We start from the raw sequence: 21,567 nt of genomic DNA, 5'->3' as shown, positions 1-21,567 counted from the left end.
AGGCCGGGGCCGAAGGCCGGGGCCGAAGGCCGGGGCCGAAGGCCGGGGCCGAAGGCCGGGGCCGAAGGCCGGGGCCGAAGGCCGGGGCCGAAGGCCGGGGCCGAAGGCGACCGACGACGACGCGGCGGGGTGCGTGCCCCGACGCCGCGCGCCCGGCTCGCACCCGGCGGGAATCGGCGGACACGCCCCGGCTGTATCGACCGCCGTCCACAACGCCCGTGGTCGATACAGCCAGCGGGCCGCAACGGCTCCGCCCTCGGCCGTCAGGGCTTCCAGGCGCGGGGGCGCCAGGCGTGGCGGCGGGCGGTGGTGACCAGGAGGGCCAGGCCGAGGGTGAGGACGACGGTGGCGAGGACGGCGGCGGCGACGGTCGCGGCCTGGTGGGGGGCGGGGTCCGCGGGCGGGGGTTGGAGGGCGGGGGCCGTGGCGGGCGGCAGGGCGGCGGCCGGGGCGGCGGGCGCGGTGGTGGTGAGGGCGGCCAGGGGGTCGACGGTGCCGTAGCCCAGGCGGGGGTCGGGCAGGGCGGTGCCGGGGTGGTAGGCGGTGGATTCGAGGCGGTCGCGCAGGTGGGCGGGGTCGAGGTCGGGGTGGTAGCCGAGCAGCAGGGCGGCGGTGCCGGCCACCACGGCGGTGGCGAAGCTGGGGCCGCTGCCGGTGAAGTAGCCCCGGCCGGCCGGTCCGGTGCTCATCATCGCCTCGCCCGGGGCCGTCAGGTCGACCCGGGGGCCGGCCGGGGTGCCCGCCGGGGCGGGGGTGTCCCGGGCGGTGACGGCGGTGACGGCGGCGCCGCTGCCGCTGGTGCCGCTGCCCGTGCCCCCGCCCCCGCCGCTGCCCGTACCCCCGCCCCCGCCCGGGGCGGTGCCGCCCGGGGCGAGGGCGGCGACGGTGAGGACCTGGGACGGGGCGGAGGCCACGGCGGCGTTGCCCTGGTCGAAGGCGGCCGGGGCGACGACCAGGGCGCCCTTGCCGTCGGCGTGGCGCAGCGCGTCGTCGAGGGCGGGGTCGCCGGCGGGCAGGGGCAGGGCGGAGGCGATCACCCGGGCGCCGGCGTCGGCCGCGTCGCGGATGCCCTTGGCGAGCAGGGCCGGGGTGGTGGCGCCGGCGTCGTCGGTGACGGCCACGGCGAGGATGCGGGCCTCGGGGGCGATGCCGGCGAAGCCGGTGCCGTCCTGGTGGCGGGCGGCGATCAGTCCGGCGAAGAAGGTGCCGTGGCCGACGCAGTCGCGGGTGGAGTCGCCGGTGCCGTACTCGCGCGGGCCGGTGACCAGGCGTTCGCCCAGGACGCCGGAGGCGCCGTCGACGCCGGAGCCGACGACGGCGACGGTCACCCCGGTGCCGCGGCTGAGCGGCCAGGCGGCCTCGGGGTGCAGGTAGGTCTGGGCCCAGGGGGTGCGGTCGGTGCCCTTGTCGGAGGGTTTGAGGCACTCGCCCGGGCGGGCGGCGGAGCGGTTCTGGGCGATCACGGGCAGGGCGGAGGGGTCGCCGGAGGCCGCGGCCGCCGGGATCGGGGCGGCCACCGCGGCGACGGCGGTGAGGAGGGCGAGGAGACGGGCCGTCACGCCGGGCTGCCCTGGAGCAGGGCGGGGACGTCCTGCGGGAGCAGCAGGCTCAGTTCGGACACGTCGCCGACCTCCAGGCGGGCCAGCCGGCCGGCCTGGCGGGTGAGCATCGACTCCAGGGTCTGGCGGGCGAAGCGGCCGTTGCCGAAGTTGCGGTCCCGGGGGACGGCCGCGCACAGGGCGGCCAGCGTGGTGAGGGTCTCGGGGGCGCAGAGGTAGCCGGCGGCCTCGGCCTGGCGGGCGACGATGGTGACGAGTTCGTCGGCGCTGTAGTGGTCGAAGGCGATCTGCTGGGGGAAGCGGGAGGCCAGGCCCGGGTTGGAGGCGAGGAAGCCGCGCATCTCGTCCTCGTAGCCGGCCACGATCACCACCACCTCGTCGCGGTGGTCCTCCATCAGCTTCATCAGGGTGTCGACCGCCTCCTGGCCGAAGTCCCCGGAGGCGGTGCCGCCGCGCGGGGTGAGGGTGTAGGCCTCGTCGACGAACAGCACGCCGCCGCGGGCGCGTTCGAAGGCCTCCTTGGTGAGCTGGGCGGTGTGGCCGATGTAGCGGCCGACCAGGTCGGCGCGGGCGGTCTCGACCAGCTGGCCGGTGGGCAGCACGCCGAGTTCGGCGAGCAGGGCGCCGTAGAGGCGGGCGACGGTGGTCTTGCCGGTGCCGGGCGGGCCGGCGAAGACCAGGTGGTGGCTGATCCTGGCGGCGGGCAGGCCGGCCTCCTCGCGGCGGCGGGCCTGGGTGATCAGGTTGACCAGGTTCTCCACCTGCTCCTTGGCGGCGGCCAGGCCCACCATCTCCCGCAGCTGCGCCAGCAGTTCGCTGCCGCCGCCGGTGCCGCCCGTGCCGGTGCCGGGGCCAACGGCGGCCGCGGCGCCGAGGTCCTCGGGCAGCAGCAGCGGCAGGTCGGCGTCGGTGACCTCGGCGAGGGCGGCCAGCCGGGAGGCCTGGCGGTCGACCATCTCCTCGAAGACCTTGCGGGCGGCGCGCCCGTTGCCGAAGTCCGCGCCCTTGGGCATGCGGGTGAAGTGCGTGTCCAGAGCCTCCAGGGTGGCCTCGGCGAGGTCGAAGCCGTGGGCTTCGGCGGCCCGGCGCACGATGGTGACCAGTTCCTGCGCCGAGTAGTTGCGGAAGTCCACGGTGCGGCTGAAGCGGGAGGCCAGGCCCGGGTTGGAGGAGAGGAACTCGCGCATCTCGTCCTCGTAGCCGGCCACGATCACCACGACGTCGTCGCGGTGGTCCTCCATCAGCTTGACCAGGGTGTCGATCGCCTCGCGGCCGAAGTCCGGGCCGGTGCCGCCGGATCCGGCGGACAGGGTGTACGCCTCGTCGACGAACAGCACCCCGCCCAGGGCCTCGTTGAACACCTCGGTGGTCTTGATGGCGGTGCCGCCGACGATGGAGGCGACCAGGTCGGCGCGGGCGACCTCGACCAGGTGGCCGCTGCGCAGCACCCCGAGCTCGGCCAGGATCGAGCCGTAGAGCCGGGCGACGGTGGTCTTGCCGGTGCCGGGCGGGCCGGCGAAGACCAGGTGACGGCCCATCGGGAGGGCGGGCATGCCGGCCTGTTCGCGGCGCCGGGCCAGCTTGTTGAGGTTGACCAGGGTGGCGACCTGCTCCTTGACGCCCTCCAGGCCGACGAGGGCCTGCAGGGCGGCCTGCGGGCCCTCGGGGTCCGGGGGCGGCGGCTCGGTGCCGGCGGGCTGCGGGTCGGCGGGGCCCTGGTGGCCGGGGTCGGGGTCGGCGCCGGCCGGGCGGGTGCCGGGGGCGGCGGCCACGGGGTGGGCCTCGGCGCTGCCGTGGCTGTCGGCGTGGGCGTTGTCGCGGCTGGTGAGGTCCTGGACGGCGAGGCGGGTGCCGGGCCTGGTCTGGCGCAGTCCGGAGCCGCGGTTGCCGGTGACGGTGCAGCCGGTGACGCGCACCGGTTCCTCGGAGTCCACGCGCAGCCCGTCGCGGGCGTTGTCGGTCAGTTCGCAGCCGGTCAGCGCGGCGCGGGCGCCGGCGGCGAGCAGGGCGCCGTGGCGGCGGTTGCCGTGGATCCGGGTGCGGGCGGCGGTGAGTTCGCCGTCCTCCTCGACGAGCAGGCCGTCACCGCTCCAGTCGGCGATGTCGCAGTCGCGCAGCGAGACGAGGCCGCCGGGGCCGATCTCGACCCCGTTCACCGCCGTGGCGGCGGCGGTGCCGCTGCCGCGCACGGTGGTGGCGCCGACCTGGGTGTTGCCGCCGTCGGCGATCCGCAGGGCGGCGCGCCCGCCCGCCCCCAGCAGGCAGGACTCCAGGCGCCCGCGGCCCTCGCGCAGCACCTCGACGCCGTGGCCGCCGACCTCGGCGATGTCCAGGCGGCGCAGCAGCGGGTTGGCGCCCTCGCGCACGAGCACCCCGGTGCCGGCGGCGCCGCGCACCTCCAGGCGGTCGAACTCGGCGGCGCTCTCGCCGGTCAGGTCCACCGCGTCGCCGGCGCCGGCGGTGACGGTGGTGCGGGTCAGGACCGGGCTGGAGGACTCGTCGACCAGGATGCCGGTGCCGTGGGCGTCGGCGACCGCGCACTCCTCGAAGCGGCCCCGGGAGCGGCCGGTGACGTGGATGCCGTGGCCCTTGGTGCGGGTGGTGCGGCAGCGGCGCACCAGCGGGTCGGTGCCGCCGGCCAGGACCAGTCCGTGGCCGCGGGTGGTGTCCAGGGCGCAGTCCTCCAGCAGGACCTGGGCGGCGGAGCTGACGTAGACGCCGAGCGCGACGTCGCGCACGGTGGTGCGCAGGACGCGGGTGGTGCTGTGCTCCTCCAGGGCGATGGCGGGCTTGTCGGTGGCGGAGATCTCGCAGTCCTCGATGGTGCCGCGGCCCTCGCCGTTGGCGCACACGCCGTTGCCGCGGGCGTCGCGCATGACGCAGTTGCGCACCACCGGGTTGGCCTTCTCGCCGATCACCACGGCGGAGCTGCCGAGGTGTTCGATGACGGTGTCCTCGATGACGCTGGTGCCGGTGGAGGTCTCCACGATGCCGGCGCCGGCCGGGTTGACGACGCGGCAGCCGCGCATCGCCAGGGAGCCCTGCTGGCGGGTGAGCAGGGCGGTCCAGGAGTTGCCGGCGACCTCGCAGTCCTGGAGGGCGGCCTGGCCGCGCGGGACGTCGACGGTGGGCAGTTCCTCGTCCTGGCCGTGCAGGACCAGGCCGGTGAGCTGGACGGCCTCGGCCACGACCTGGACGACGGCGCCGCGGCGCGGGGAGATGCGCACGCTGCCGCGGGCCTCCTCGGCGGTGATGGTCACCATCTTGGTGATCACCAGGTTCTCGTCGTAGCGGCCCGGGCGGACGCTGATCACCGCTCCGCTGCGGGCCGCCTCCAGGGCGGCGCCGATCGTGCGGTAGCCGCCGTCGCGCGGCTCCGCACCGACCGTCAGCACATGGCGGGTCATGGGGCGTTCTCCTCCGTCGTTCGTGGGCAGGTGGTGCTGGTGGTGCGGGTGGTGCTGCCGGTGCTTCTCGCCGGCCGGGGTCAGCCGGTGCAGTCGGCCTTGACGGCGGAGGCGGCGTGGTGGGCCCAGGTCTTGACGGTGTCGCCGACCCAGTCCTGGCCGCGGCTGTGCATCGTGACGGCGATGCGGCCGCCGCTGAGCGGGAAGGTGCCCGCCGGGACCCACTGGCCGCGGGAGGAGACCTGGTTCACCTCGAAGGAGCGGCCCTGCACGGTGTAGTAGGTGGGGGCGCCGCCGACGGCCTTGATGTCACCGCTGTTGGGGACGTAGACGGACAGCCGACAGCTGCCGGAGGTGAGCGAGCCGGTGTTGAAGGTCCACACCACCGAGTTGCTGTTGTCGTCCTTGTTGGCGGCGCCGGACATCGGCATCGAGGTGAAGCCGCCGCCGCAGCCGTCGCCGCTGTAGCCGCCGGAGTTCTTGCGCCAGCCCTTCTGCCCGTCGTCGAACCAGCCGTTCTGCTGCATGGACGTCGATCCGCCGCAGCCCGGGCCGGCGACGGCGCTGTAGGTGGGCGCGGGCGGCGGGGCGGGCGGGGTGGACTTGGCCGGGGGCTGGGCCGGCTGCTGGGGCTGGGCGGGCTGCTGGGGCTTGGTCTGCGCCGCGCCGCCGCCCTGCCCGGTGCTCTGGCCGCCGCCCTGGCCCGCGCCCTGCCCGCCGCCCTGGCCGGTGTTCTGGCCGCCGTTCTGGGGCGCGGGCGCGCCCGGGGCGGCCGGCGTGTCGGCGGCGGTGCGGCCGGTGGCCGGGTTCCCGTGGCCGCCCTGGTCGCCGGGCAGGGCCGCGCCGAGGGCCGCGGCGGCGGGCACCACGCCGTCCCCGGGGTTGGGGGCGCCGGGCGCCGGCTGGCCGGGATCCGCGGGCTGACCGGGCTGACCCGGCTGCAGCGGCTGGTCACCGGCCGGGTTCCCGGGCCCGTCGGCGCCGGGGACGTACCCGTTGCCGCCGCCGTCCGGCTGGGAGAACCCGGCGGGCGGCGGCCCGTCGGCGCCGTGCGGGCCGGGGTTGTCCCCGCCCAGGCCGGCCACCCCCAGCGGCACCCCCACCAGCACCAGGCCGGCCAGCACCGCAGCGGCCACCATCGGCTTGGGGATGCGCCGCCCAGCGCCCTCCTGCCCGCCCGCCGCCTCCGGCACGGGCGCGGCCGTCACCCCGGGCCGGGCCGTGCCCGCGCCCGCCGCCGCCGTTGCACCGCTCTCCCGGACCGGGGGCACCGCTCCGGCGGCACCCACCGCCGCCGGGGCCGGCCCCGGGGCACCGGCCGCACCCGCGTCCGGCGCCCCGGACTCCGCCGCCGGCTCGGGCACCGCCCAGGCCACGGCAGGCAGTTGGATGCCCCCGCCCGACGACCCGCTCCCCCGCGCACTGCGTTCCCTGCCCACCCGCACTCCCTGGCCCACGACGACGACGCCCGACGGGGCCGGCCGCCCCGGCCGCACCGGCCGCGGCGGGAACCGCCCCTCCCCCAATCGACGGACGGCACGTGACGCCAGGTTCAGCTGGTCTCCAGGCGCCACGCCGGCTCGGCCGGGCGCGGTGGGTGGAGGACGAAGTCGACCGCCCGCTGGAGGGTCTGCGGGGACGGCTGCGGGCACGGCCCGGTGCGCTCGCGCAGGTGGGCGAGCAGCCCGGGCTCGGGGGCGAGGTCGTACTCCTCCAGGTAGTAGGCGACGGTGTCGGTCCAGATCCACTCGCCGTCGGTGCGGTAGTTCATCGGGACGGTGGCCCGGCGGGAGGTGTCGAAGATGTCGTCCATCAGCGCCGGCGTCACCAGCACCTCCGCCCCGGCGTTCAAGTACCCGGCCAGCGCGTCCCGTTCGGCCGGGTCCCGGACCAGCTCGTGGTCCGGCGAGAACCCCGGCCCGGCGACCGGGTCGACCAGGTCGAACACCGCCGCCAGCCGGAACTCCGGCTCCGCCCGCCCTTGCTGCTGTTCCACGCGTCGTGCTCCCGGTCTCGTGGCCCCGCACCGGGGCGCCCTCACCCGGTCAACGGCTCCGGGCGCGGGCGGCGTTCACGCGGTGGTCGTTCCGGGGTCAGGCCGTGCCGGTGAGGTCGGGCCGCGGGTCCTTCTTGAACCAGGCCAGGAGGGCGGTCTCCAACTCGGGGGTGGTCTTCCACCCCATGGGGCTCGACTTCATGTGCTTGTTCAGCTCCTTGATGAAGCTCTCCGAGGTGCCCTTGTAGCTGTTGGCGAAGGCCGTGACCCTCTTGGCCGGCATCACCTTGAGCGCCTTGTTGACGGTGTCCGCGGCGTTGTTCTCGAACTCCCTTGCCCTTTCCTCGGCTTGCCGTCGTGCTTCCTCCTCCGCGCGCTGCTTCGCGGCTTTCTCCTCGGCCGCCCTGTCCACGAGCCGCCGCTCCCAGTCGGTCTGGCCGTTCTTCGAGGGGAAGTACTTGAAGACGACCTCCCAGCCCGTGTGCAGATGCGTGCTGGTGGAGTTGAGGTTGGTCATCTCCTCCTCCTTCCAGCCGTAGTCGATCTGGCCCTTCCACGTGGCACCGCCCTGTTTGAACACCCGATCTGCCTGTGACCAGCCCGAGTTCGAGTTGTGCTTCGCGTAGGCCACGTAGACGCTGATGTTCGGGAACGCGTTGCGGAAGTCCTCGGCGACGACGTGCTTGCAGCTGTCGCACGTACCGCGGGAGGAGAGCACGGTGAGCACGCCCTCAGGCTGATCGCCGCTCGCTTTCATCGCGTTGTGGGCGACCTGCGGGTAGCCCCAGTCCCCCATCTGCCGGTAGGCCTTCGCCAGCCCCTTCACCTCCGCGTCGTAGTACTGCTGAGTCGTGTGGTTCTTCTCCCCCCATCGTTTGGCGGCCTCGTACGATCGAACGTTTGTGTCGAATTTCTCGTCGAACCCGCTCTGGACGGACTCGTCCGTGTGCCAGCTCTTGTTGCCCTTCAGCTCCAGGCTCAGGACGACATGGGTCGGCAGCCAGTCGGTGTTGGCGAAGAGCGGTTCGAGGAGGGCGTCGTTCAGGTACTTCCTCGCCGCCTCCGCGGAGTCGGGCTCCGGTCCCGCTTCCACGACGGCGGGTTCCTCGTCCACGGCCCGGCCCTTGCCCTTGTTCTCCTTCGTCACCGCCGACGCGGCGGCCGACGTCGCCCCGCCCGCCAGCGCGTTCTCGACCGCCTCGGACGTGTTGGTCTCGGGGGCCGGCGTCCCCTGGACCTCGGGGTCGGGGGCCCTGACCTCGGGGTCGGGGTCCCTGACCACGGGGGGAGCGGGGTCGGTCTGCTTCTTGCTCTTCCTCCCGAAGGCCAGCGCGCCCTCCAGCCCGCGGTGGGGGTCGAGGGTGCCCGGGTCCGCGCGGACGTAGCCCTCGGGGCGCTCACGGTCCGCGCCGCCGCCGGGGGGCAGGTGCGCCCCGCGTTCCGCGGTCACGTTCGCCTGGCCCTCCTCCAGGGGCCGGGCGACCTCCCGGAAGTGCCCGCCGGGGACGATGGCCGGCAGGCCGTCGGCCGTGTAGCCGACCTCGGAGGCGACCACCAGGTGGCCGGGGCCCTCCACGACGTGCCCGCCCTCCACGTGCGGCACGAAGAACACCGGGCCCGTCGCGACCAGCGCGCTGCTGCCCAGGTCGGCGAGGCCGAGCTGGCGCATCACCTCGGTGGTGTACTCGAGCCCGGGCGCCCTCCCGAGGTTGCAGGAGACGAACTGCAGCCGGTCGGTGCCGTTCCAGACGTCGCCCGCGTGCAGGCCGGCGAGGACCCCGACGACGTGGTCCTCGGTCAGCTCGCCGATCGGCAGGCCGGTGTCGGGGTCGATGTGCACCGGCTTGCCGGTGGCGGGGTCGGTGTGCACCGGCAGGGTGAAGACGCCCTCCTGCGCGGGGAAACGCGCCAGGGCGTGCCTGTCCGCCTCCGACGGCTCGGAGCTGCTGAGCCACCAGCCGTGTGCGGGGCCGCCGAACGCGCTGAGGGGCCTGCCGACCTCGCCCGCCGCCGGCACCGGGTCGACTCCCCACCAGTCGAACGGGAGGTTGATCGTGTCGAAGGGCGCGACCGTCGCCAGCGTGCCGTCCCGGAGGTCCTGGAGCACCTCGTGGAGGTTCACGGCCGTGTACCGGGCCTCCGTCGGGGGTTCGCCCCAGGCCTCGTTGTCGCTGTTCTGGATCCGGACCAGGAGGGTCCCGCCCTCGTCCAGGGCGAGGTGCACCGTCGTGTGCTGGCCGGTCACCTTCGGGTGGGGCGAGGTGATCACGACCGTCTTCTCCCGCCCGCCCTCGGACAGGTGCTCGGCGATGCGGAACTCGTCCCGCAGGTCGCTCCGGAAGGCGGCACGCAGCGCCTGCTCGCTGTAGAACCCGGCGAACAGGTCGAACACGTCCTCGATGGGGGTGTCGTTCACCCAGCCCGCGATCGTGGCCTGGACCTCCTGGATGGTCATGGACTCGGCCCTCGCCCGGATGACGTGGTAGTCGCCGTCCTCCTGCCGGTCGGTCACCGTCAGCCGGGTCGGGCCGAGCGTCACCTCGTACTGGGCCGTGTTCACCTCCGCCGGACGGCCCTGCTGCTCGGCGAACCCGCGCGGGAACGACAGCGCCAGCATGGGGTGCGACAGCGGCACCTCGATCTCGAACAGCGCGTAGCGGTCGGGAACCGACATCCAGCCCTGGGCGAACGGCCGGTCGTAGGTGGTGGACGCCGGCACGATCTCCGTGAAGCTCTCCTGCTGCCGTGTCTCCGCCGACATCCTCACCGCGCGGTACAGGAGCACGGTTCCCTCGGCGTCCGGGTGCCCCTCCGGGGGGCGGAGGGGCTCCGCTTCGTCGAAGAACCTCTGCAGGTCGGCCATCGTCTGGTCGAAGGTCACCGTGCCCTCGCGCTGGACGAGCCGGCCGGCCGGGTTGCGCAGGTTGGTGAAGGCCCCGTTCTGGATCCGCCCCATGAACCGGCGCAGCTCGCTGCCGGGTGGGGCGGCGGTCAGGTGGCGCTGTGACAGCGCCACCCCGGCGGCGGTCTGCTGCTCGGTCGGCAGGAGGAAGCTCACCGCCTGCTCGTTGCGGTGTTCCGGGGCTATCGACTCCACCAGGGCGTGGTCGTCGGGGTGGTCGTGGAAGGTGCCGTCTTCCGGCGCCCGGTAGGCGCCGCGGTCCTCGGTCCGGACGACGATGTCGCCGTCGTCGTTCCGGACCGCCCAGTGGTCCCGCCAGTGGCCGCCGGCGGCCATCGCCGGGCGGCCGTCCTCGGTGAAGCCGACGGCGGAGGCGACCACCAGGTGCCCGGGGCCGTCGTTGCCGCGCGGGGCGAAGAACACCGGGCCGGTCGCGTCCAGGACGTGGGTCCCCAGGCCCAACTCCTCAAGCCGTTCCGTCACTTCGGCGCCGAACTCGTGGGCCGGACCGCCGCCCAGGTTGCACGCCACGAACTGCACGGTGTCGGTGCCGTTCCAGGCCCCGGAGCGGTGGAGGCCGTACAGGACGCCCGCCGTCTGGTAGGCCGTCAGCGTGTCGCCTGCGGGCCCGACCGGCAGGCCGGTGGCCTCGTCCGTGTGCACGGGCAGGACGAACACCCCGGGCTGTTCGGGGAAGTTCCGCAGCGCGTCGCGCTCGGCCTGCGGCACGTCGCTGGGGCCGATGCGCCAGCCGGCGGCGGTGCCGCCGAAGTCCGACAGCGACTGTCCGACCTCCTCCGGCTTGAGCATCCGGTAGTCGAACCAGTCCCAGGGGAGGTCCAGCATCTCGAAGCTGGGGTTCTCGGCCAGCTTCTGCGAGCGAAGGCCCCCGCTCACGGTGCCGATGCTGTCGGCGTCGTAGACCATCGGCTCCCGCGGCTCCGTGTCTTCGCTGGAGCGCCAGAGGATGGAGACGGACTCGCCTTCATGACGGATCGTCGCTTCCAGGAACTGTCCGGCCAACCGTTCGTGGGAGTGCTCGATCCTGACGGTCTTCGTGAGGCCGTCCGGCGACGACGTCTCGCTGATGCGGTGGAAGGGCCCGAGGTCGCCGGCGTAGGAGGCCCGCAGCGAGCGGTCGCTGAAGAACTGGGTGAACTTCTGGAACGCGACCGGCATCGACATGCCGCTGGTCCAGTTCGCGACGTCGGTGCGGATGTCGGCGACCGTCATGGGTTCGGCGTCCACCCGGATGACGTGGAAGCCCCCGGCCTCCTCCCGTCCGGTCACCGTCAGGCGGCTCGGGCCGAGCGTCACCTCGGACTGCTTCTCGTTCACCGGCTCCCGGTCGCCCTGGGCCCTGGTGTGGCCCGGCGGGAACGACAGCGCCAGCATGGGGTGGGACAGCGGCACGTCGATCTCGAACAGCGCGTAGTTGTCGCCGCCGCCCCCGTTCGACATCCAGTCCTGGACGAACTCCCGGCTGAAGGAGGTGGACGCGGGCAGCAGCTCGGTGAACCCCTCCCGGCCCCGGGATTCGGGGTCCATCCGCACCGCCCGGTACAGGCGGAGGGACTGCCCCGTCGGATGCGCCCCGGCCGGGCGCAGCGCCTGCGCGTGGTCGAGGAACCTCTGCACGTCGCCGAGCAGGGACTCGTACCGATCCCCGGTCCTGATCGCGATCATGCCCTCTTCGTCACGCTTGCTCGTGAACCCGCCGCCCTTGATCCACCCCATGAACTGGCGGAGATCCGAGTTCTGGGCCGCGGCGTCGAGATGCTGCCGGGCCAGGTCCACCGCGACCGGGTCGACCGGGGCCGGGGGCGCGGCTGCGGGCTGGCGGAGGCTGCCGTTGCCGTCCGCGCTGCCGTCGGCGGCCCTGTCGGCGGAGGCCACCGGCTCGGGCCGGGCCTCGGTCGGCGGGGTGAGGCCGGTGCTGGTGGCATCGGGTTCCCCGAAGGTGAACGCGCCCTCGATCGGATCCAGGTCCGCGTGCTTGCGCGCGTCGATCTGCTGCCTGGTCGCGTCGTCGATCAGCACGGCGGAGCCCGTGCTCAGCAGGCCGTCGCGGTCCGGGCCGCCGAAGAACTCCCACGGCGCCCGGTGCGTCAGCGGCGCCGGCTGCCCGGGCACGGCGAGCGCGTCCCGCCACTGCTCCAGGGTGACCGTCTCGTGGGGGAAGAGCAGCGGGTCGATCACCCGCCTCCCGGCCGCCGTGTCGACCACCACGGCGACGTGGTGGTTCCACCGGTGCTGCTGGTGGAGGCGCCCGCCGGCGCTCCCGGGGAAGGCCCAGATCTTGGCGAGGTGCTGGCGGCCGGTGCGCGGGGCGGCCAGGTCGATGAGCTCGGACAGCGCGTGGGCCCGGAACTCGCAGCCGTCGACGCGGTCCGGGGCGTCGGGCTGGTAGCGGCTCATCACCGTGGCGTGGAGCTGCTGGAACTGGCCCTCGGAGGGCCGCTCGGAGGCACGGCCGGCCAGTTCGCCGCGACGCTCCGCCAGGGACGCCCTGCGGTTCTCCGTGGTGTGGTTCAGCAGCCCCAGCAGCGCGTCGGCGGCCCGCACCGAGCGGAGCGGGCCGACGTTCAGGATCGCGGTCAGCACGTCCTGCTCGGCACGGATCCGGTCGTGGACCGCCTGCGAGGCGTTGCCCTGTTCGGCTTCCCCCGACGCGTTCGCGAGCCGGTTGGAGCGGGTTTTCACGGCCTCCAGGAAGTAGTCGTACTCTTCGCGCTCCTCCGCCTCGGAACCGAGCTCGGACTCGGACTCCGGCTCGGGCTCGGGCTCGGACTCGGACTCCGGCTCGCTGCTGCCGTCATCCGACGCCATCTCCTCGTCCGACGAGGCGGGGTCGTTCAGCCGGACGCGCTTTCCCGAGCTCGGGCCCTCGCCCGGGTCCTGGTTCGCGCCCTCGTCGTCGGTCCCGGCGGCACGCGTGCGGCGCCCGGAGAACGCCATCGCGTCGCTCCGGGGCTCCAGTTCCCGCTCGCGCGAGGGGGCTCCGCCCGGGACCACGGTGTAGCCCTCGGGCGCCGACGTCGAACGCGGCGGGAGGGTCCTGTCCACCGGCAGGTGGGCACCGAGGTCACGGACCGTGATCGGGGCGCCGGGGTCCCGCGGGGCCCTCAGCCCCGCCCAGTTGCCCTCCCCCACCAGGACGGGCCGGCCGGAACCGTCGAAGGCGAGCTGCTTGCCGACCACCAGGGCGCCGGGGCCGTGCGGGTCGCTGCGGAACGGTCCCGCGACCGGGGGCGCGAACCAGGCCAGGCCCTTGGGGGCGTAGACCTCCAGGTCCCGGCCGGGCAGGCGCAGGCGCAACTGCCGCAGCACGCCCGCGGCGAACGACCGGGCACCGTCGCGGGCCGCCGAACAGGCCACCAGCTGAACGGGCTTGACCCCGTCCCACACCCTTCGTTCGTACAGCGAGACGAGCAGGCCGGCGGCTTCGCCCTCGGTGAGACGGGTGCCCTTCCAGCGCGGCACGCCGTCGGAGCCGGTGTGCATCGCCAGGGTGAGGAAGCGTTCGTCGACCGGGAAGCGGTCCAGTGCCGCGGCCATCCGCTGCCGGGCCCGCGGGTCGGCGCCCGGGTCGTCCAGCCGGTAGGCGCCGGAGGTTTCGTGGTGGACCAGTGCCGTGCGCAGGTCGCCGCCGCGGTCGATGACCGGCGGGTCCGGGAGCGGCGCCGGCACCAGGGGCCCGGCTTCCGGCGCCTGCGTCTCGTGCTCCGGGAGCGGCGGCGCGGCGGCCGGCTGCCGGAGGTCGTCGGCGTTCGAGTCCGCCAGGGGCTGACCCGCCTGCTCCTCCGCGGGCGCCTGGTCGAGGTCGTACCAGTCGTAGGGGAGGTCGATGGACTCGAAGCTGGTGTTCTCGTTCAGCTTCTGGGAGCGCAGGCTCACGCTCACGGTGCCGATGTTATGGGCGCCGTAGTCCAGCGGATCCCCCTCGTGCGGTTCCTCTCCGTGGAGCATTTCGTCGCGGAAGCGCCAGTGGAGCGAGACGGAATCGCTTTTGTGGTGGATCGTCACTTCGGTGAACTGGCCGCGCGGATCGCGGGGGTGCTCGATCCTGACGGTCTTCCGGCTACCGTCGGCGGACCACGTCTCCGTGATGCGGTGGTGGGGCTCCAGGACGCGGGAGTAGGCGGCCCGCAGCGAGCCCTCACTGTAGAACCGGGTGAACTTCTCGAACGCGACCGGCATCGACATGGGACTGGTCCAGTTGTCGACCTCGGTGCGGATGTCGGCGACCGTCATGGGCTCGGCGTCCACCCGGATGACGTGGAAGCCTCCCTCGTCGTCCCGGCCGGTGACCGTCAGGCGGCTCGGGCCGAGCGTCACCTCGGACTGCTTCTCGTTCACCGGCTCCGGGTCGCCCTGGGCCCTGGTGTGGCCCGGCGGGAAGGACAGCGCCAGCATCGGGTGGGACAGCGGCACGTCGATCTCGAACAGCGCGTAGTTGTCGCCGCCGCCCCCGTTCGACATCCAGTCCTGGACGAACTCCCGGCTGAAGGAGGTGGACGCGGGCAGCAGCTCGGTGAACCCCTCCCGGCCCCGGGCCTCGGAGTCCATCCGCACCGCCCGGTACAGCCGCAGGGACTCCCCCGCCGGCTGCCCTTCGGCCGGGTGCAGCGCCTGCGCGTGGTCGAGGAACCTCTGCACGTCGCCGAGCAGGGACTCGTACCGATCCCCGGTCCGGATCGCGATCATGCCCTCTTCGTCGCGCTTGCTCGTGTACCCGCCGCCCTTGATCCAGCCCATGAACTGGTGCAGCGCCGGGTTCTGGACCGCGGCGTCCAGGTGACGCCGGGCCAGGTCCACCGCGACCGGATCGGCGGCGAGCGGCGGTGCGGCGGATGGCGCCAGGAGGCCGCCGGCGCCACTCTCCCGGGCCGGCGGGTCGTCGTGGGAGGGGTGCTCTCCGAGGGCCGGGGCGTCCGCCGTCGGGTCGTGGTGGGAGCGGTACTGCCCGTGGGGCAGGTCGCGCAGGACCGGGCCCGAGTGCAGGACGTCCTCGATGCGCTGGAGGTGGCGGGGCAGGACGGTGAAGTCGTCGCGGTGGGCGGAGCTGCCCATGACGCCGTTCTCGCCCGCCCAGCGGTCGCGGCGGCGCAGCGCGAAGGCGTCGCCCGGCCTGGCCGCGGGTTCGACGTACTCGTCCGGGAGGCCGAGGAAGTGCAGCGCCTCGTGCAGCAGCACGCCGGGCGGGCTCTGGTCGTACCAGTGGAGCTGGTCGCTGCGCCCGTTGCCGGGCAGGACCGTGATGCTCTGGTGGGCGCCGGCGGCGTCCTGGGCGCTCTCGACCCGCAGGTGGACCTGGTCGCCGCCGGGCAGGCGGAAGCGCTCGTTGAAGCGGTCGGCGACCACCGCCCGGGTCCGGTCGAGCATCCGGGCGGCGGCGGCCTGCTCCAACGGGCGGCCGTCCGGCCCCTGAAGGTGCAGGTTCAGGGTGAACTCGGTGACCCAGTGGCCCGGTTGGGCCTCGAAGCGCCGCGCGTCGTAGCGGATCGCGGTGTCGGCGCCGTGCAGGCCGCCGAGGCTGCGCTGCCGGTTCTCGTACTGCTCGCGCACCCCGGGGCCGGCGATGGCGCCGGGGCCGCCCTGGCCGCGCACCCGGGGGTCGAAGCGCACGGTGTCCATCCGGGCGGGCGGCGCGAGCGTGCGGATGTCGGCCCAGGCGGAGGCGGGCAGCAGCGGGCCTGCGGACGCGGGCGGCTCGGCGTGGGCCGGGGCGACCGGGGGCAGGACGGTGGGCGGGGCCAGGGCGGCCTCGTTGGGCTGCTGCTCGGCCCGCTGACGCGGGGTGAGGGGCACGGTCGTGCCGCTGAAGGTGATCTCGTGACCGGTCGACATCGCCACGAACTCGTCCTCACCGAGGAAGATCGGACGGGTGGGGTCGCCGTACCGGCTCTGCAGGTTCGTCCCGAACACCCGGTGGATCGGAACGGTCTGGAGCGTGACGTAGTACGGCCCGAAGACGCCTTCCGTATCGGTCGGTTCCTTGAAGGGCGTCAGCAGACTGAACGACTCGAGCGGCCCGCGCTGCAGCTGCAGCTCCTGGCCCTCGTGGAGGTTGTCGGCACCGAACTCGTCGTTGATGTAGCCCTGGTCCTCCAGCCGGAACAGGGTGACCTGTCCCGTCTCGCGGTTGACGTTCGGCAGCTCCGTCGTCCTCAGGAACTCGTGGGTGAAGACGTGCTGGGCCACCATGCTGCGGAAGTAGCCCTGCGGGTATTCGAGGTTGTGCTCTTCGTCGAGATTGCGCCAGAGGTACTCGTGCTGCGCCTCGCCGGCCCCGGGGCGGAAGTGGCCGAACATGAGCTTCGCGAACAGCGGGGCCCCCGTCCAGGATCCACCGCCCTGGCTATCCTCCCAGGTCAGGATGTGGCCCGGATCGCCGCCCGCCACATCTCTCAGCCACGTGTAGAAGGCTTCGGAGGCGCCGTCGGTGCCCCGCATCGAGCCGCCGTCATCGGCCACCGTCATCCCGCCGGCCGGAGCCTCCCGGTAGCCGGTCAGCATGCGGTAGCGCGGGACGAAACCCCCGTCCTGGGGCAGCGGGTGCTGTTCGAACAGTTGCTCCGGGAACCGCGAGAACACGTCACTGGCCCGCAGCCGCATCTGCAACTGGAGGAACTCGCTGATGTAGGCGGGCGACCAGCCGTCGTCCGTCAGCGCGGTGTGGGTGTCGACCAGCACCCGGGCGGCTTCGTGACCCTCGGCCTCGGTGTCCTGGACTTCCGTGGCCCGCTCGACGATGCGCTCCAGCCGCTCCGTGATCCGCTCGACCGCGCGCTCGAAGAGGAGGTCCGGCCTGTCCTCGAACTCCGGCCATTCGCCCGAGCGGGGCCGCGAGATCAGCGTGTGGTCAAAGATCTCGAAATCCGGAAGCCGGTCATCGGTGCGCCACAACGTGGCGGCCCCGAACGGACCGTCCGGCAACGGCTCGACGGGAAGGTCCAGCGTCGAACCCTGAACGACCACCGGCTCGGGGTTGTCGGTGGGCTCGGGGTTGTCCTGGACTTCCGGGGCGATCGGGATCACCTGCGCCGCAGGGGGGTTCTCGTGGTCGCCGTTCTGGCTGCCCGTCCCCCAGTCATCGTCCGATTCGTCCGAGTTCATCGGCGGGGCCTTGGCGGGGGTGCGCTGCGCCACCGGGTAGGAGTCCTCCGGCTCCTCCTCGTGGTTGTCCCGGGAGCGTCCGTCCTCGTCCTCGTGCGTGGGGTGGGGGGTGCCGGCGAGGGTGAGCGGGCCGGCGGGGGTGTTCCCGGGGTCGGGCTTGCTGTCGGGTTCCGGCTTCGGCTCGGGCTTCGGTTCGGGCTCGGGCTCGGGGCGGCGGCCGAAGACGTTCTCGTTGGCCGCCTCGTGGCCGCGCCAGCGGTCGCCGTCCAGGTCCTTGGGTGCCCAGTGCTCCCGGTAGGCGTCGAAGAAGTCGCCGCCGTACTCGGTCTTCAGCTTGCGGGCCTCCTCCTCCGGCACCTTGCGGCCCTCGGCGAGGCGGTCGTAGCCGGCGGCGGCGTGCTCGCGGGCGGGCAGGACGTCGCGTTCGAAGGCCACGTGCTGTTCCAGGCCCCTGGTCAGCCGGTCGCGCTTGCGCTGCCAGATCTCCAACTGCTCGGTCAGGCCGGTGCGGTGGTCGGCGTCCGGGTCGCGCAGCAGGGAGCGGAAGGTCTCCTCGAAGGTGGCGCGGATCCGCTCGGTGTAGCCCTCGCGCACCCGGCGGGCGGCGCTGGAGGCGGGCTCGTCGGTGCCGCCGCCCGGACGGCCCAGGGCCATCTCGACGGCGGCCGCGTCGTCGCCGCGCCCGGTGTCCTCCGGGCCGCCCAGGTCGTGCGGGACCTCGGCGCGGGCGGTGTCCCCGGCGGCGCGCAGCGCCTCCTCGCGAGCGCCGTGCAGGGCCAGCAGGCGGTTGACCTCGGCCGGGGAGGTGAGCCGGTCCAGCTCCGCCTTGAGCCGGGCGGGGTCGCGGTCGGCGGCGGTGTGCTCGGCGACCAGGCGGTCGGTGCGGCGGGCGAGGTCGGCGCGGGCGGCGGTGACCGCGCGCGGGGACGGGCCGTCGGTCAGGCCGAGGTCGCGCAGCGCCTCGGCGCCGAACTGGTCGGCGGCGGTGTCCTTCCACGCCGCGGCCGCGTCGTCCACGGCTTCGGCGGAGCGCTTGCGTACGGCCTCGCGGACGGCCTGGACGGCGAAGTCGTGGGCCAGTTCCTGCTGGTGGCGGTCCAGCACCTCCTGGAAGTCCGTCTCCAGCCGTTCCCGGCCCAGGCTCGTCGGGTCGACGGGGACGAGCTCCTCGCCGTCCTCGCCGCGCTCCTCGCCCTCCGTGCCCTTGTCGCCCTTCCCGTCCTTCCCGTCCTTCTCCTCGAACAGTCGGACGGAGTCGTCGTCGCCGTACAGGTCCTCGATCCGCTCCCGCAGGGCCTCGGCGGCCAGGTCGCGGTCCTCCGCCGACGGGCGCACGTCCTGCGGCACGCCGGCCGCCTCCAGCAGCGCGCGGTCCTGCTCGGAGAACTTCTGCGCCGACCACTGGGCGTAGGCGTCGTCCACCACCTGGTCGACCCGCCCGAGCGCCTCGGCACGCGCCTGGCGCAGGTCCAGGTCCCCGGCGGCCTCCCGCAGCCGGCGCTCCAGCGCCCGGGCGGCCAGGGCGTTGCGCTCGGGGGTGAAGTCGGTGCGGGTGGTGAACAGTTGGGCGACGTCCTGTTCGGCGTCGGCCCGGAAGCGCTCGGTGGCCTCGCGGCGGATCTCCCGCTTGGTGTGGTCGCCGGCGTGCTCGGGTCCCAGGCCTCGGTCGGCCAGCAGCCGGTCGAAGCGGGTCATGGCGAAGGTGAGCGCGAGTTCGCGCCCGCCCGCCAGTTCCAGGCGGTCCGCGGCGGCGGCGAGGATCTCCTCCCGCTCGTGGGGGCGCGCCTCGATGTCCTCGCGCATGGACTCCGCGGCCCGGTGCCACACCGGCGTGTCCGGTGTGACGAGGGGGCGCAGCTCCCGGGGCAGGCGGTCGACGCCCTTGGTGAGGTGGTCCTCGACGGCCAGGCGCGTCGCCTCCCGTGCCTCGGCCTCGGCGAGCCGGGCGTCGTGGTCCTCGGCGAGGGAGCGCTGCCGGTCCTGCCAGGTGGCGCGCCGCTCGTCGGCGTCGGGCCGCTCGGCGTGCTCGGGGGCCTCGACGTGGTGGTAGGGGCGGCCGGAGGCGGTGGTGGACGCGGGCGGGGTGTCGGGGGTGTGCGGGGGCGGGGTGTCGGGCGGGGGCGGGTTCTTCGGGTCGCGGGTGTGCGGGGGCGGGGTGTCGGGCGGCGGCGGGTTCTGCGGATCCTGGTGCTTCGGGTCCGGGCGGTCCCGGTCCAGGTTCTGCGGATCCTGGTGCTTCGGATCCAGGCGGTCCCGGTCCAGGTTCTGCGGATCCTGGTGCTTCGGGTCCGGGCGGCCGAGGTCGGCCGGTGTGGTGACGTCGCCGGAGCCGCCCGAGCTGGTGCGGACCCGAAGCGGCGGGTCGGCCTCGTTCCGGACACCGTCGTTGGCATGCGGCTGCGGCTGCGGCTGCGCGTGCGACTGCGGCTGCGTGTGCCCGCCCGTGCCGCCACCGGTCGCGGTCGAGGGCGTGTCCAGAGGCGGTTCGGAGCCCTCCTCGACGACGGTGGTGCGGTGCTCCGGGCGCGGCCTGGGCGGCGGCTTCGGCTTCCCGGTGCCGCCCTGACCGTCCGCCTCCGCGGAGGACGTCGCGGTGGTACCGCGCTTCCCGTCGCCGTTCGCGCCCTTGGAACCGCGCGGGGCGGTGTCGCCGGACCCGGTGCTCTCGGTCTTGCCCTTCGTCGGGGTCCCGGTCTTCGACGCCTTGTAGGCGGCGGCGCTGTCGTCCTCGGACTGGGTCTTGACCTGCCGGTAGGGGGCCTTCGGGTCCCATCCCCCGTCGACGGAGGCGTGGAAGCCGGTCTTGCCCTCGGGGTTGGCGAGGACGCCTTCGGGGGACACCGTCTCCCCGAGGATCTCGCTGATGTGCCCGGGCCGACGCACCGGGAACGACACCGGGTGGCCGCCCATGGTGCTGATCACCGCGAGGAAGTTCAGCGGGTGGAAGGTGCTGTAGTAGTCGCCGTTCTCCTCGATCCGGGAGCTGTCCAGGCTGCGGACGAAGTCCGCGTACCGGGCGGTCAGCGGCGAGGCGAGGCCCATGATCATGTGGTGCATCCCGGACATCATGAAGCCGCCGACGAAGCTCATCCCGTTGGCCTGCCACTCACCGTTGTAGATGGTGTTGTAGATGCCCTCGGTGAGGTACTGGTTGACGCCCGACTCCAACTGGCCGCCCAGCATCTGCCCGACGTGGAACCACTTGTTCATCGTGTTGATGCCGCCCGCGAGTTCGGGCATCTTGTCGACGAGCATCTTGAGCTCGGGGGTGAGCGCGACCAGCTTGCTGTCCTTCTTGGCGAGGTTCTCCAGGGCCTCGGTGAGCGCTTCCCGACTGGCCTGCTTGGCCACCGTCTTGAGCGAGTGCTCGGCGAACTGGCGGCCGATCTGCTCGCCCATCTCCCGGGCGAACTTCTCGCCGATCTCGGCGCCGAGCTCGGTCACGAAGAGGTCGCCGAGCTGGCGCGCGAACTTCTCGCCCATCGCGGCGCCCGTGCGGCGTCCGGCCTTGAAGCCCTTGGCCAGGTAGTCGGCGTTGTCCTTCAGGAGCTTGGAGAGGCCGCCGGCGAAGCGTTCGGCGGCCTCGTTGCCGAGCAGCCGGCCGAAGTCCTCGCCGGCCCCCTTCTCCAGGCCCTTGGCGCCGCCGCCCGCGGCGCCCTCGCCGAGGTCCTTGAGCGCACCCTTGCCGAGGTCCTTGAGCCCGCCCTTGGCGGCGTCGCCCACGGCGCCCTTGGTGAGGTCCTTGAGCGCGCCCTTGGCGGCGTCGCCCGCGGCGCCCTCCCCGATCTCCTTGCCCAGGCCCCCGGTCAGCCCCTTGATGATGTCGTCGAGCACGGTCTTCATGAACAGCTTGCTCAGCCCGGCGCCGAGCAGCTTGCCCAGGCCCTCGCCCAGGATGCTGAGCGGGCCGCCGATGGCGCCGCTGATCGCGCCGAAGATCGCGGCCTGCTTGGTGAGGTCGGTGTCCCACTCGTGGCGGTCGCCGCGCTTGAACTGGATGCCCTGGATGATCGCGTCCAGCAGCAGGCCGCCGATGATGCCGCCGAAGGTGTGCATCACGATCAACTGGACGAGTTTCTTGACCAGTTGGATCAGGAACTGCCGGGTCAGGATCTTCTGCCACTCCAGCTCGATGAGCGAGGCGCCGCCGGTGAAGACCGACCAGGCGATGGCGATGGCGATCTCCAGGAGCAGCTGGACGAGCTGCCCGATCGCCATCCACTTGGTGTACTCGACGCTGAGGGCGACCTTGTTGGCCAGGTCGGCCAGCTGGGTGCAGAGGTCATGGGTCTGGTCGAGGGGGCCGGGCTGGCTGTCCGTGCCGACGAACTTGCCCCACTCCTTGCGGAAGGCGTCGGCGGTCTTGCCCTCGATCCGCTGGTCGCAGTTCTTCACCGCGTCCTGGATGTAGCCGGCCAGCTTCGGCAGGTCGTCGGCCAGGGCGAGGTAGTCGTCCCGGACGTCGCGCAGCAGCCCCTCGTCGGACTCCGGCCAGGGCATGCCGCTGATGATGTGGAAGAACTGCGCCAGGCCCGGGGAGACGCTGATCGAGGAGTGGGACACGGCGCGGGGCCTCCGGGGACG

At 73.8% G+C, this 21,567-nt stretch carries 5 protein-coding genes; all 5 read right to left on the bottom strand.

Annotated features, from left to right (window positions below; genetic code table 11):
- Window positions 1-263: 263 nt before the first annotated feature.
- The 5 genes from ABTZ03_RS29715 to ABTZ03_RS29695 all read right to left on the bottom strand — a co-directional run bounded on the left by ABTZ03_RS29715 (window position 264) and on the right by ABTZ03_RS29695 (window position 21,546).
- Window positions 264-1,559, bottom strand: a complete 1,296-nt coding sequence (locus ABTZ03_RS29715; protein WP_350516193.1) for a S8 family serine peptidase — start codon at window positions 1,557-1,559, stop codon at window positions 264-266.
- On the bottom strand, window positions 1,556-4,966 hold the full coding sequence (locus tag ABTZ03_RS29710) for a right-handed parallel beta-helix repeat-containing protein (RefSeq protein ID WP_350516192.1): 3,411 nt from the start codon (window positions 4,964-4,966) through the stop codon (window positions 1,556-1,558). The genes ABTZ03_RS29715 and ABTZ03_RS29710 overlap by 4 nt, the downstream gene beginning before the upstream one ends.
- 80 nt (window positions 4,967-5,046) lie before the next feature.
- The gene (locus tag ABTZ03_RS29705) at window positions 5,047-6,342 is read right to left on the bottom strand and encodes a hypothetical protein (protein ID WP_350516191.1); all 1,296 of its coding nucleotides are present in this window, start codon (window positions 6,340-6,342) and stop codon (window positions 5,047-5,049) included.
- A 176-nt stretch (window positions 6,343-6,518) separates the two neighbouring features.
- Window positions 6,519-6,962, bottom strand: a complete 444-nt coding sequence (locus ABTZ03_RS29700) for a hypothetical protein (RefSeq protein ID WP_350516190.1) — start codon at window positions 6,960-6,962, stop codon at window positions 6,519-6,521.
- 97 nt (window positions 6,963-7,059) lie between these two features.
- Window positions 7,060-21,546 (bottom strand): WXG100-like domain-containing protein, encoded by a 14,487-nt coding sequence (locus tag ABTZ03_RS29695; protein WP_350516189.1) that lies wholly within the window; start codon window positions 21,544-21,546, stop codon window positions 7,060-7,062.
- Window positions 21,547-21,567: the final 21 nt, after the last annotated feature.

Source organism: Kitasatospora sp. NPDC096077 (assembly GCF_040303245.1).
In the GTDB taxonomy this organism is placed as follows: domain Bacteria; phylum Actinomycetota; class Actinomycetes; order Streptomycetales; family Streptomycetaceae; genus Kitasatospora.
The sequence above is the reverse complement of the archived record's forward strand: the minus strand, read 5'-3'. Positions and strand labels throughout refer to the sequence as shown.

What these genes read in the sequence shown, in the direction of transcription:
- ABTZ03_RS29710 (WP_350516192.1), bottom strand. Translation starts at nt 4,966, where the DNA reads ATGACCCGCCATGTGCTGACGGTCGGTGCGGAGCCGCGCGACGGCGGC.